The sequence below is a fragment of the Lentzea roselyniae genome (assembly GCF_039537795.1).
GTDB classification, from domain to species: domain Bacteria; phylum Actinomycetota; class Actinomycetes; order Mycobacteriales; family Pseudonocardiaceae; genus Lentzea; species Lentzea atacamensis.
On the sequence record NZ_BAABBE010000053.1, the window covers coordinates 1 to 12,828 of the forward strand.

The 12,828-nt window shown below is 68.8% G+C and carries 11 protein-coding genes and 1 pseudogene; 6 read left to right on the top strand and 6 right to left on the bottom strand.

Translation table 11 applies throughout. The annotated features are described in order from the left end of the window. The 3 genes and pseudogenes from ABFX45_RS43135 to ABFX45_RS43145 all read left to right on the top strand — a co-directional run. Window positions 1-299, top strand: a pseudogene (locus ABFX45_RS43135) (hypothetical protein); the annotation flags it as partial. Continuing rightward, on the top strand, window positions 278-490 hold the full coding sequence (locus ABFX45_RS43140) for an ABC transporter permease family protein (RefSeq protein WP_346136880.1): 213 nt from the start codon (window positions 278-280) through the stop codon (window positions 488-490). The pseudogene ABFX45_RS43135 and the gene ABFX45_RS43140, both read left to right, overlap by 22 nt. Window positions 491-569: 79 nt before the next feature. Next, a complete protein-coding gene (locus tag ABFX45_RS43145; RefSeq protein ID WP_346136881.1) occupies window positions 570-2,594 on the top strand; it encodes an ATP-binding domain-containing protein in 2,025 nt (674 codons plus the stop codon). Here ABFX45_RS43145 and cutA read toward each other — a convergent pair. Further along, a complete protein-coding gene (cutA, locus tag ABFX45_RS43150) occupies window positions 2,577-2,891 on the bottom strand; it encodes a divalent-cation tolerance protein CutA (RefSeq protein ID WP_346136883.1) in 315 nt (104 codons plus the stop codon). The two genes, ABFX45_RS43145 and cutA, sit on opposite strands and share 18 nt — an antisense overlap. Further along, a complete protein-coding gene (add, locus tag ABFX45_RS43155) occupies window positions 2,888-3,889 on the bottom strand; it encodes an adenosine deaminase (protein ID WP_346136885.1) in 1,002 nt (333 codons plus the stop codon). Before add ends, cutA begins: the two co-directional genes overlap by 4 nt. A gap of 107 nt (window positions 3,890-3,996) precedes the next feature. Between add and ABFX45_RS43160 the strand changes: the two genes are divergently transcribed. Together ABFX45_RS43160 and ABFX45_RS43165 are read left to right on the top strand one after the other, a co-directional pair. Next, window positions 3,997-5,796, top strand: a complete 1,800-nt coding sequence (locus ABFX45_RS43160) for a Xaa-Pro dipeptidyl-peptidase (protein ID WP_112229272.1) — start codon at window positions 3,997-3,999, stop codon at window positions 5,794-5,796. Window positions 5,797-5,974: 178 nt separating this feature from the next. Beyond that, on the top strand, window positions 5,975-7,018 hold the full coding sequence (locus ABFX45_RS43165; RefSeq protein ID WP_109640459.1) for a DUF4192 domain-containing protein: 1,044 nt from the start codon (window positions 5,975-5,977) through the stop codon (window positions 7,016-7,018). Here ABFX45_RS43165 and ABFX45_RS43170 read toward each other — a convergent pair. The 4 genes from ABFX45_RS43170 to ABFX45_RS43185 are packed head-to-tail and all read right to left on the bottom strand — an operon-like array spanning window position 6,988 to window position 11,861. Further along, window positions 6,988-8,991: a S9 family peptidase gene (locus tag ABFX45_RS43170; protein WP_346136888.1), complete on the bottom strand. Its 2,004-nt coding sequence runs from the start codon at window positions 8,989-8,991 to the stop codon at window positions 6,988-6,990. The two genes, ABFX45_RS43165 and ABFX45_RS43170, sit on opposite strands and share 31 nt — an antisense overlap. Before the next feature lie 6 nt (window positions 8,992-8,997). Then, window positions 8,998-9,957, bottom strand: coding sequence for a UDP-glucose 4-epimerase GalE (galE, locus tag ABFX45_RS43175; RefSeq protein WP_211337633.1), 960 nt, complete (start codon window positions 9,955-9,957; stop codon window positions 8,998-9,000). Between the two features lie 36 nt (window positions 9,958-9,993). After that, the gene (galK, locus tag ABFX45_RS43180; protein WP_109640456.1) at window positions 9,994-11,169 is read right to left on the bottom strand and encodes a galactokinase; all 1,176 of its coding nucleotides are present in this window, start codon (window positions 11,167-11,169) and stop codon (window positions 9,994-9,996) included. Further along, a complete protein-coding gene (locus ABFX45_RS43185) occupies window positions 11,166-11,861 on the bottom strand; it encodes an iron-dependent transcriptional repressor DtxR (RefSeq protein WP_109640455.1) in 696 nt (231 codons plus the stop codon). The genes galK and ABFX45_RS43185 overlap by 4 nt, the downstream gene beginning before the upstream one ends. Before the next feature lie 78 nt (window positions 11,862-11,939). Between ABFX45_RS43185 and ABFX45_RS43190 the strand changes: the two genes are divergently transcribed. Further along, window positions 11,940-12,791, top strand: coding sequence for a sulfurtransferase (locus ABFX45_RS43190; RefSeq protein ID WP_346136891.1), 852 nt, complete (start codon window positions 11,940-11,942; stop codon window positions 12,789-12,791). Window positions 12,792-12,828 lie beyond the last annotated feature (37 nt).

Sequence of the window (12,828 nt, forward strand, 5' to 3'; positions counted from 1 at the left end):
CTTCACCCCGCACCCGCGTTCACACACCGAGGCCTGGTCACACTGGCGACGACGCCACCAACACCGCGCCCGGCAATGCCACTACCAGCGACGACTCAAAGATCACGGCCTGCGGCTGTAGTACTAGCTGCGTCAGCACATTTCAGGCGGTGCACGACGAATTGCTGGAGGCGGCGCGGATCGACGGCTGCGGATTCTTCCGGCTGGACTGGCACGTCGGACCGCCGGTGGTGCGTCCTGCGCTCGCGTTCCTCGGGATCTTCACGTTCATCAGCGTGTGGACGACTATCTGCGGCTGATGGTCGTCCTGGTCGACCCGGACCGGGTGGCGCTTCAGGTCGCGTTGGGCCAGCTCAACCTCACGCACGACACCGACAACGGCATGCTGATAGCGGGAACGGTGCCTGCGGTGATACCGCTTCCGATCGTCTTCCTCGTCGGCGCGCGCAATTTTATCGCAGATCTGGCAACGGGTGCCGTGCGCGGCTGATCTGTGATACAAAGAATGGCTTTGTATTTTCGGAATGAATTTTCCGGGAAGACAGAATTATTGTATCACAGGGGGCAAGGTGTTGGCGAGCGAACAGGCACGGATCACCTCTCTGTATGAAAAGCTCGATCAGGAACGGAACAAAGCGGCCGCTGACCTGGCGGCCGCGCTGCGGGACAACCTCACCCAGAGGCTGGACCGCGAAGCCGCTGTCGGTGTGCTGACCAGGGAGGTCGCGAAGTACCGCGCGGCGGAGGAGGGGCTGGTCTTCGGTCGCATCGACTCGGAGAAAGGCGAACGCACTTACATCGGACGCGTCGGCTTGTTCGACGACGACTTCGAACCGCTGTTGCTGGACTGGCGTGCACCGGCAGCACGGCCGTTCTACACCGCGACCGCCGCGAACCCGGAAGGCCTGGTGCTGCGGCGCCACTTCCGCGTTCGAGACCGGGAGCTGCGCGATTTCCACGACGACGAACTGCTGACCGACACGACAGCACTGCTCGACGCCCTCAACGCGCCGCGGACCGCGACTATGCGCGACATCGTCGCGACCATCCAGGCCGAGCAGGACGAGATCATCCGCTACTCGGGCCCCGGCGTACTGGTGATCGAGGGCGGTCCGGGTACCGGCAAGACCGCCGTGGCCCTGCATCGGGTGGCATACCTGCTGTACACGCGTCGTGAACGCCTGTCGCGGCACGGTGTGCTGATCGTCGGCCCGAACACCGGCTTCCTCCGCTACGTCGGCGACGTTCTGCCGTCGCTGGGGGAGACCGACGTTGTGTTCGCGACGCCAGGCGAGTTCTACCCCGGTGTCTTCGCCGACGTCGAGGACACCCCGTCGTTGCAACGACTGAAAGGCGATATATCAGTTCTGGATGTGCTGGCAGTCGCCGTCGCCGACCGTCAGGAGCTTCCCGACGAGCCCATCGAGATCGAGCTGGAGGACGTCGTCGTCCCGCTCGACGCGCACGTCGCCGCCGTCGCGCGAGAGAAGACGCGCTACTACGGACTACCGCACAACGCCGCCCGCAAGTACTTCTTCCTCGCACTCGCCGAGGAACTCGTCGCGCCGGCGTTGCGGCTCATCGGCGTCGACTGGCCGGAGATCGAGGAGGACGTGCGCCACGAGTTGCGCCACAGCACGGCGTTGCGCGACGCCGTCGACCGGTTGTGGCCACAGCTCACGCCGGAACAGCTGCTCGCCGACCTGTATGCGGGCCGGTGCTTCCGGATCGGCGCGCCGGAGCTGTACCGGGAGAACGCCGAAGCGTGGACGGTGTCCGATGTGCCGCTGCTCGACGAGCTCGCTGAACTGCTCGGGTCCGACGGCGCCGCAGTGCGCGCGGCAAAGCGTGAGGAGGAGGAACAGCTCGAATACGCACGCGGCGTCATGGACGTCCTCTCGATCGACGAACGCGCGGACGATGACGAGTACATCGTCACCGACTTCGTCAACGCAGACGTGCTGGCCGTCCGGCATGAGATGCGCGACCACCGCTCTCTCGCCGAACGAGCCGCCTCCGACCGTACGTGGACATACGGCCACGTCGTCGTCGACGAGGCGCAGGAACTGTCCGCAATGGACTGGCGCGTACTGCTGCGGCGGTGCCCCAACAGGTCCATGACCGTCGTGGGCGACCTGGCCCAGCGTCAGGCCGCGGGTGGTGTCCGGAGCTGGGGTTCGGTGTTCGAGCGGTTCACCTACCGGCGGCTGGAGGTCAACTACCGCACGCCCGGCGAGATCATGGCCGTCGCCACGCCTGTCCTGAAGCTCGTCGACCCCGACGCGTCGGCGCCCGTGTCGGTGCGCAAGACCGGCGTCCGCCCGTGGGCGCGCCGCGTGACTGATATATCGGCGGCCGTGCGCGACGAACTCGACGCGCACGCCGATGTGCGCGACGGCCGCACGATCGCTGTCATCGGCGGCGGTTGGATGTCGCCGCGTGCGTCGAAGGGGCTGGAGTTCGACGTCGTCATCGTCGTCGAACCGCAACACATGTCGCCCAGCGAGCTGTACGTGGCGCTGACGAGGGCGACACAACGGCTCGGCGTTCTGCACACCGAGCCGTTGCCGCGTCACCTACGAAGTCTCCTCTGACACCCAGGCGAGGTAGTCGTCGTTGCCTCCGGCCACGGGGGTGACGACGACCTCGGGTACGTCATAGGTGTGATGCGCCTTGATGTGCTCAACGAGTTCGTCGGCGCGGATGGCGGAGGTCTTCACGACGCACTGCCATTCCGCGTCAACGCGCACCTCACCCTCCCACCGGTAGACGCTGCGAATCGGCACGATCTGCACGCACGCGCCGAGCCGTGCCTCGACGATGCCCTTCGCCAGCGACTCCGCGGCCTCTTCCGAGTCGACGGTCGTCGTCACCACGCACGCACTACTCATAGGGCGTCGATCTCCTTCAGCAACTGGTCCTTCAACTCGGCCGGCGCGAACGACGCCCGGACCGCCGCCCGTGCGAGGCCGGCGAGCTCGTCGCGGCCGAACCCGAACCGTTCATGACACACCAGGTACTCGCGGTCCAGGTCGGTGTGGAACATGCCGGGGTCGTCGGTGCTGATCGTCACCGGCACGCCGGCCTCCACGAGCCGCGGCAAGTGGTGCTCGTCCAGCGACTTCACCGCGCCGGTGCGGATGTTGGACGTCGGGCACACCTCCACGACGATGCCCTCGCCGGCGAGATGCCGCAGCAGTTCCGGATCCTGCACCGCGCTCACGCCGTGCCCGATCCGTTCTGCCTGCAGATCGTGCACTGCGGCCCAAATCTCGCTGGGCGGCGTCGTCTCGCCAGCGTGCGGCACCATGTGCAGCCCGGCGTCGCGCGCCATCGCGAACGCCTCCCGGAACTTCGTCCGCGGCGAGTCCGACTCGAAGCCGCCCAGCCCGAACCCGACCAGTCCCTCCGGCCGGTACTCGGACGCGAACCGCGCACTCGTCATACCCCAGTCGCGGTCCCAGATACCGGGGACGTCAAAGATCCACTGCAGCGCTACGCCGTGCACGGCGAGTGCTTCCTTGCGGCCGGCGTCCAGCGCCTCGACGAGTTCGTCGGGTGCGATGCCCGCCCGCAGGTGACTCGTCGCGCTGATCGTCAGCTCTGCATATCGGATATTGGTTCGCGCGGCGTCGCGGGCGTATCCGACGACGAGAGTGCGGACGTCCTCTCCCGTCGTGACCAGGTCGTTGACGACTCCATACACGTTGATGAAGTGCCGAAAGTCCGTGAACTCGTAGAACTTCCGCAGCGCGGCCTCGTCGGTCGGCACCGGCCCATCGGGGTGGTTGCGGGCGAGTGCGAGGACGGTGTCGACGGAAGCCGCGCCCACGAGGTGGACATGAAGCTCGGCCTTCGGCAGCGCGTGGACGAAGTCGGAAATGTGCACGGCCCATGCTCTCAGGTCAAGAGCCGATCGACGGGTGACATGTCTTGCAGTCAAGGGGAAGGGTGCAGGGCGAATCCCAGTACCTGGCCTTGCATTGGGGGTGCCTCGTGAGGGGCGCACGAAGAGTCGCACTGCTGACAGCGGTACTTGTCCTGCCCTTCCTGCCGGCGACGGCCCAAGCCGCCGAAGGGCCCGTGTTCAAGGACGGTGAGGCGCAGCCCGTCTTCGACCCGAAGGACGTGGTGAAGGAAAGCCTTTGGGTCCGGGCGCCGGTCGACAGCGACCGCGACGGCAAGGACGACGAGGTCTACGCCGAGGTCGTCCGGCCGCGCGCGACCGAACGCGGCCTCAAGGTCCCGGTCGTCTACATGGTCAGCCCGTACTTCTCGGGCGGTAACGACGTCGCCAACCACAACGTCGACGTCGAGCTGTACGTGCCTGACAAGCGCAACGGCCGTTTGCTGAAGGCCTCCGCCGACGAACGCGTCACGGCCGCTCTTGGCCCGAACCCGATCACGTCGACCCGTTACGAGGCTTACTTCATCGCACGCGGATACGCCGTCGTCTACGCCGAGTCGCTCGGCACCGGCAAGTCGACGGGCTGCCCGACGACGGGCGACGTCAACGAGACGATCGGCGCGCGTGTCGTCGTCGACTGGCTCAACGGCCGTGCGTCGGCGCGTACTGCCACCGGTGATGCCATCAAGGCGACTTGGTCGACCGGCAAGACCGGCATGATGGGCGTCTCCTACAACGGAACATTGCCCAACGCCGTCGCCTCCACGGGTGTGCGCGGTCTGGAAGCCATCGTGCCGATCGCCGCGATCTCCAGCTGGTACGACTACTACCGCGCTGACGGCGCCGTGGTCGCCCCCGGCACGTTCCAGGGCGAGGACGCTGATGTGCTCGCCGAGTACGTCTACACGCGCGCGGACAAGGAGATCTGCAAGCCGATCATCGCTGAGATCGCCAAGGACCAGGACCGCATCACCGGCGACTACAGCGAGTTCTGGGACAAGCGGAACTACCTCAACGACGTCCGCAAGGTTCGTGCGGCCGTGCTGGCGGTGCACGGGCTCAACGACTGGAACGTCAAGATGACGCACGTCGAGCAGTGGTACTCGGCGTTGAAGAAGGTCGGCGTGCCGCACAAGATCTGGCTGCACCAGTCCGGCCACACCGACGCCGACACGCTGCGTTCGGTCGAGTGGCGGCGCACGCTGAACCGCTGGTTCACGCAGTACCTCTGGGGTCACCGCAACGGTGTCCACAAGGAGCCTCGCGCGACGCTGCAGCGCGAGGACAAGACGTGGGTCGACGAGAAGGACTGGCCGGCACCCGGCACGTCCGACGTGCGGCTGCGACTGACTCCGGGCGGATCTGCCAAGGGAGGTCTGGGGATTCGGCCCGGCCACGGCGTGGAGAAGCTGACCGACGACGCGACGAAGACGGCGGAGTCGTTGATCGACCAGGCGTCCTCGCCGAACCGGCTTTCCTACACCTCGGAGCCGGCGCAGAAGCCGTTCCGACTCTCGGGCAAGTCGACCGCGCACCTGCGGATCGCGTTCGACCGCCCCGCGGCCAACGTGACGACGCTGCTCGTCGACCGTGCACCGGACGGGAAGTCGCACGTCATCACCCGTGGTTCGACCGACCCGCAGAACCGCGAGCGGCCGGACAAGACGTCGCCGATCAAGCCGGGCAAGTTCTACGACGTCAGCGTGCCGATCGTGCCGGACGACTACGTTCTGAAGGCCGGTCACCGGCTCGAGTTCGTGCTGATCTCCAGCGACTACGACTACACGCTGCGCCCGAAGCCGGGTGCCGGCCTTTCGCTGGACCTCGCCCGGACCTCCGTCGAGCTGCCGGTCGTCGGCGGCTGGCGCGCGGTGTTCCAGACGTTCTGACGTGATGCCGCGCTTCGGTCCCGGATCGCTGGGACCGAAGCGCGGCAACCTACCACCCACCCACGACAAGACCCGCTCCCGAGCGCTCCAAGATCTCAACCTGTCCACACCCGTTGAGTTGTCCACAACTTCCCCGCCAGCCAGTCCCCCACCCCTCCCGACCCGCCAATGTGGGCCCATGCCCACAACCCTCCCGAAACCGATCCGCGTCCGCGGCGCCGGCGACCTCTACGCCGCGATCCCGCATCTGATGGGATTCCACCCGGCGGACTCGCTCATCGTGCTGGTGCTGAAGGACCGCGTGATCAGCATGACCATGCGCGTCGATCTACCGCGCCCACGACATAGAGGAATGCTTGCGGCCCAACTGGAAGCGCCGCTGCTCGAACACCAGGCGACGGACGTGATCCTGGCGGTGGTGTGCCCTCCGACTGAGCACATGCCGGAAGAACTGCCGCACGAACCGTTGGTCAGCATGCTCAGACACAAACTGGGTGGCGTGGGCATCGAGGTCGTCGAAGCCGTGTGGCTGCCGTCCTGTCAGAAGGACGCCCCGTGGCTCTGCTACCTCGACATCGACTGCCACGGAACACTTCCGGATCCCGGTCTGTCCGCCGTGGCCGCCGCGTCAGCACACCAAGGCAACGTGACGTTCGAGTCGCGTGCTGCTTTGGCCGCAATCGCCGCGCTGGACCCAGCGGAGGCGTTGGAACGCAGGTCCGCGTTGCTCGACGACCTCATGACGAGCTCCGGCGAGCCTGATCCGGGTGTCGAACTGCAGAGGGTGCGCGATGCGATCGACGCGGTGGAGGAACGCAAGGGGCCGTTGCCGGACGCGGAGATCGTCGCACTGGCGAGAGCATTGGCGATCCCAGAGGTCCGGGACGCGAGCATGGCGTTCGCGGCGCAGGCGAGGTCCCGACTCGCTGAGCGACTGTGGCTCGAGCTCACCAGGTCGTGCCCGGCACCGGAGCGCGCTGAGCCCGCATGCCTGCTCGCGTTCTACGCCTACCAGCGCGGCGACGGCGGGATCGCGTCCATCGCGCTCGACGCGGCAGAGGAAGCCTGTCCCGGCCATTCGCTGGCCAAGCTCCTCCGCGCCGCGCTGAGCACCGCTCTCCCGCCGGAAGAGATGCGAGCGCTGTCCACCAAATACCTGGACAGCGCCCACAGGTTGCTCGGCACCGGCACTCAGAGCAGTTCCGGCCGCTCCCAGTCCTGATCCAGGACGTGCTCGGCCAGGAACGCCCACACCGTCTCGTACCAGACCCGAGAGTTTCCGGGGGTGAGGATCCAGTGGTTTTCGGTTGGGAAATACAGGTACTTCGCAGTGACCCCGTGTCGGACGAGGTCGAAGTACAGCCGATGCCCCTCGCCGATGGGAACCCGGTAGTCCTTGTCCCCGTGGATGACCAGCATCGGCGTCTTGATGTCGGCGACCCGCAGGTGCGGGGAGTTGGCTTGGATCCGCTCGGGCTGGGTGAGGGGGTCGCCCATCTCCCGCATCCAAAAGTAGGAGCTGTCGGTGCCACCGGAGAACGCGTCGAGGTGCCACAGGGACGCGTGGGTGACGATCGCGCGGAACCGGTCGGTCTGGGTGGCGATCCAGTTGGCCATGTAACCGCCGAACGAACCACCCATGGCCGCAGTCCGGGAAGCGTCGATGTCGGCCCGCTCGACCGCGACGTCCGTGATGGCCATGAGATCGGTGTAGGGCTCAGCGCCCCAGCGGCCCCAGCCGGCCTTGATGAAGTCCGGTCCGTACCCGGTGGACAGGGCGGGGTCGGGCAGCAAGATGGCGTACCCGCGGGCGGCCATCAGCCAGGGGTTCCAGCGCCAGGTCCAGCCGTTCCAGCTCATGACCGGCCCACCGTGGACCCACAGCACCAGCGGAGCGGGAGAGTCGGCGGAGGCGCCTTCCGGCAGCACGAGCCACGAGCGGACAGTCCTGCCGTCGGCGACGACCGTGGAGATCTCCGTGAGGGTGCCGGGCACCGAGGCGATGGCGCCGGGCGCGCGCAGGCGTTCTGGATCCTGGTCGGCTCCGGTGGTGGCGCACCGCACGGGCTGTGGCGGGTGGTCGATCGAGTTGCGCAGTGCGTACAGCGTCTTGCTGTCCGGGCTCACGACCACGTCGCTGTAGTAACCCGAGACCGTCAGCTTCGTGATCTCGCCGCTCGCGAGGTCCAGCCGCCACACCGGCTGGTGCCCGAGGTGGCTGGCGGTGAAGAAGACCGCGGACCCGTCCGGGCTCACCACAGGGCTGTCCGGTTCCTCCTGGAAGTGGGGCGCCAGTGGCGTGATCGAGCTGTCCGCCAGATCAATTCGCACCAGATCACGCCGGTACGGGGAGTCCGTCGTGGACTCGCGGAACCGGACCGCGATCACGGCGGTGCCGTCGGGTGTGAAGGCGGCGTCGAAGAAGGAGAAACCCTCCTCGCCGGCGATGACTCGTGGCGAGCCGCCGGCCGTCGCCACGAGCCGCAGTTCGGTCCGGCGGCCGTAGGGGGCGCTGACGTCGACGCCGTGTCCGTGGACGGCCCACTTCCCGTCCCGGCTCAACGCGATGTCCTGGTCGCTGAGCCGGCTTTCGGCGTCTTCGCTGAGGGTGGTGACCTTCTCGGCGGTGATGTCCGCGAGGGGAGCCGAGAACAGGCGCGGGTAGCTCGGGCCGAGATCGGCGTCCCAGTACCGGATCGGGTACGACTCGTGCAGGATCGCCGTCACGCCGGCGTCCTCGCGAGCCTTGCGCTTGGCGTTGTCCTGGTCTCCGAACTCCGTGAAGCGGTACGCCGACGACGTGAACAGCAGCGTCTCGCCCGCGGCACGGACCTGACCGACTCCGCCGCCCGGCCTCAGGACCTCGGCGGCCTCACCGCGGACCGGAAGCCGCCACAGCGCCTTCTGCTCCTTGGTCTCGCCCGGCTTCGCGAGAGGGTCCGGGCGCGCCGACAGGAACAGCAGCGACCCGTCCGGTGCGAAGACGGGGGAGGAGTCTCCCTTGGCGGAGCGGGTGAGCCTGACGGCGTCCCGCTCGCCGGTGGGATCGACTTCCCAGAGGGCGCCCTGCCACGTCTTGCCGTCAGGAGCGAGCGAGGAGACGACCGTGACGAGCCGCGTGCCGTCCGGGGACAGCGCGAGCGACGTGAGCCTGGGCGTGGCGTTGTAGCTCTCGAAGGAGGCGAAGTCGGTCATTCCGGCTCAGGCGTGCCGGGCGCGGGTGAACTCCCACGCGTCGCGGACGATGCCGGTGAGGTCGGCGCGCTCGGGCTTCCAGCCGAGTTCCGTGCGGGCCCGCTCGGCGGAGGCGACGAGGACGGCCGGGTCGCCGGCGCGCCGGGGGGCGACGACGGCGGGGATCGGGTGGCCGGTGACCTCGCGGCAGGTGTCGATGACCTGCTTGACCGAGAAGCCGGTGCCGTTGCCGAGGTTGTAGATCCGGTGTTCACCAGCGGTGGCGTGATCGAGCGCGAGGAGGTGGGCGTCCGCGAGGTCCGTGACGTGGATGTAGTCGCGGACGCAGGTGCCGTCCTCGGTGGGCCAGTCCTCGCCGTAGATCGAGATGTGCTCCCGCTGCCCGAGGGCGACCTGGAGAACGAGCGGGATGAGGTGCGTCTCGGTCGCGTGCCGCTCGCCGATGCTGCCGTAGGCGCCGGCGACGTTGAAGTACCGCAGGCTCGTCGCCGCCAGGCCGTGCGCGGCGGCGTACGACGTGATCGCGTGATCGATGGCCAGCTTGGTGGCGCCGTAGGTGTTGGTGGGCGAGGTCGGCGCGGTCTCGGGGATCGGCACCTCCCGCGGCTCGCCGTACGTCGCGGCAGTCGAGGAGAAGACGAGCTTCGGCGTGCCGTGATCCTTCATCGCGTCGAGCAGACGAATCGCGGTGAGGACGTTGCCCGTCCAATACTTGCCGGGGTCCTGCATGGACTCGCCAACGAGGGACTTCGCCGCGAAGTGCAGAACGCCGTCGAACCCTTCCGCGAGGACGTCCCCGATCACCTCGGCGATGTCACCCCGGATGAAGCGCGCTCCCGCAGGGACGGCGTCCTCGTGCCCGGTCGAGAGGTCGTCGAGGACGACGACTTCGTGTCCGGCTTCGAGCAGCCGGGCAGCGCACACGCTGCCGACGTATCCGGCTCCGCCCGTGACGAGCAGCTTCACCACAGTCCTCGCATTCCTGGTCGAGATCGTTGTTCGCTACCGGTCCCTGCCCGCGCCCGCGGACGGAACCGCCGTGAAGAGCCTCGGCCGCGTGAGCGAGCGCGAGGCGAAGCCGGCGAGCACGGACCGCTCGACCTCGTCGTGCCGTTCGACGGGCACGAGGGCGATGGCCGAGCCGCCGAAACCGCCGCCGATCATCCTGGCGCCGAGAGCCCCGGCCTCCATCGCGGCGTCGACGGCGACGTCGAGCTCCAGGCAGGAGACCCGGTAGTCGTCCCGCAGGCTCGCATGGGAGGCGGAGACGAGGGGACCGATGTCGGCGAGCTTGCCCGCGCGGAGCAGTTCGACGGTGCGCAGGACCCTGTCGTTCTCGGTCACGACGTGCCGCACCAGCGGACGCAGCTCTTCGGGCAGCCGGACGAGCGTGTCGTCGAGCTCGTCGACGTCGACGTCGCGCAGCGCGGGGACGCCGAGGATCTCGGCGGCGCGCTCGCAGCCTGCCCGCCGGGCGCCGTAGCCGCCGTCGACGTGGGAGTGGCTGGCTCGGGTGTCGACGACCAGCACCTCGAGCCCGCTGGCAGCCGCGTCGAACGGGATCTGCTCCGACTTGCCGGAGCGCACGTCGTAAAACAGGGCGTGCGCTTCGATGCAGCTCAGCGATGCCGTCTGGTCGAGGATGCCGGTTGGCGCACCCACGAAGTCGTTCTCGGAGCGCTGCACCCAGCGCGCGATGTCGGGCCGCTCGGCGTCGACGCCGGCGAGCCCGAGCAGCGCGAGCGCGACGGCGCACTCCAGGGCGTGCGACGAGGAGAGTCCCGCCCCGGCGGGCACGTCGCCCGAGAGAACGAGGTCCGCCCCTCCGGTGACACCGATCCCCTGCTCGCGCAGAGCCCAGGCGACGCCGCTGGGGTACGCGGCCCACCCCTTGACGGTGCCCGGGACTAGGTCGGCCACCACGGCCGGGGCCGCGTCCTGCACCCCGCCGTCGTCGCCGAGCGTGCTGACGGTCAGCACACCGTCCGCGCGGGGCGACGCCGCGACCGCGATGCGGTGGGGCAACGCGAACGGCAGCACGTAGCCGTCGTTGTAGTCGGTGTGCTCACCGATGAGGTTGACGCGGCCCGGTGCCGACCAGACCCCGTCGGGAGCGCGTCCGTGCAGGCGCTCGAACGCCTCGGCCGCCTTCTCCGCCGGTGTCGCCGCCTGGGTCACCGGGCGAGCACCAGGACGGCGTGGGCGACCGCCGGGTCGAGCTCCGCCACGTTGCCGTTGCCGCCGCGCACCTGGATGACCTTGGCGCCACCGAGCGCCTCGACCTCCACGGTGCCGCCCGGCACCACGCCGGCGGCCTTCAGCTCGGACATGAGGTCCGGGTCGAGCTGGACGTGCTCGGCGATGCGGCGCACCTCGACGCGGCCACCGCCGCGGCGGGCCACCTCGTCCACGCGCACCAGGTCCGCCTCGGCGGGCGGGGCGGGCTCGCCGTCGCCCAGCTTGTCGAGGCCGGGGATCGGGTTGCCGTAGGGCGAGGTGGTGGGGTTGCCGAGCAGCTTGATGAGCTTGCGCTCGACCGCCTCGCTCATCACGTGCTCCCAGCGGCATGCCTCGCTGTGCACGTGCTCCCATTCGAGCCCGATGATGTCCACGAGGAGGCGCTCGGCGAGCCGGTGCTTGCGCATGACGGCGATCGCGAGGTTGCGGCCCTGCTCGGTGAGCTCGAGGTGGCGGTCCTCCGCCACGACGACCAAGCCGTCGCGCTCCATCCGGCCGACGGTTTGGCTCACCGTCGGTCCACTTTGGCCCAGACGCTCGGCGATGCGGGCGCGCAGTGGCACGACGCCCTCTTCTTCGAGCTCGTAGATCGTGCGGAGATACATCTCCGTGGTGTCGATGAGGTCGTTCACACCCGCTCCCCTTCGTATGGTGTCAATGGTAGTCGTGCCGGGGGACACAGGTGTCCGCGCGGGTGCAGGATGTGAGTCGTGCATCCCTTGATCACTCCTGAGGCCCTCGCCGACGCGCTGAGTGCGCGACCGGCCACCGTCGTGCTGGACGTCCGGTGGCGTCTCGGTGGGCCACCCGGACGCCAAGACTACGAGGTCAGCCACGTGCCCGGCGCGGTGTACGTGGATCTGGACACCGAGCTGTCCGCTCCTCCGGGGGTCGGCGGCAGGCATCCGCTGCCGGATCCGGAGCAGCTGCAGGCGGTCCTGCGCCGCGCAGGTGTGCGGAAGGACAGCCAGGTCGTGGCGTACGACGCGGGTGACGGCTCGGTCGCCGCGCGGGTGTGGTGGCTGCTGCGATGGGCGGGCCACAGCGAGGTCGCGGTGCTGGACGGCGGGTTCGCCGCATGGGAAGCGGCCGGGCTGCCGGTGACGGCGGAGGAGCCGGCGCCACTGACGGGTGAAGCGGCCGGGGACGTGGTGGTACGGCCAGGTCAGATGCCCGTGCTGGACGCGGAGGAGGCTGCGGCGCTCGCTCGGGAGGGCGTGCTGCTCGACGCGCGGGCCGCGGCGCGTTACCGCGGGGAGACGGAGCCTGTGGACCCCAAGGCCGGGCACATCCCCGGTGCGCTCAACGCGCCGACGACCGGGCATGTTGGGGCTGACGGGCGTTGGCTTGGTGCCGCGGAGCTGGCGGAGCGGTTCGCGGGCCTTGGTGCGTCGGGTGACGTGGCGGTGGGCGCCTACTGCGGGTCTGGTGTGACCGCCTCGTCCGTCGTGATGGCGTTGGAGGTTGCCGGAATCACATCGGCCGAGAAGCCGGCGGCGCTGTACGCCGGGTCGTGGTCCAACTGGTGTGCGCTGGACCGGGAGGTCGCAACTGGCGGCTGACGCCGGCTCGGCCGGTGGAGCGGCCTCGGGTGTGGTG

Bases quoted from the DNA above. Each gene is read 5' to 3' on its own strand.
- cutA (WP_346136883.1), bottom strand. From the start codon at position 2,891: ATGAGTAGTGCGTGCGTGGTGACGACGACCGTCGACTCGGAAGAGGCC.
- ABFX45_RS43165 (WP_109640459.1), top strand. From the start codon at position 5,975: ATGCCCACAACCCTCCCGAAACCGATCCGCGTCCGCGGCGCCGGCGAC.
- ABFX45_RS43170 (WP_346136888.1), bottom strand. From the start codon at position 8,991: ATGACCGACTTCGCCTCCTTCGAGAGCTACAACGCCACGCCCAGGCTC.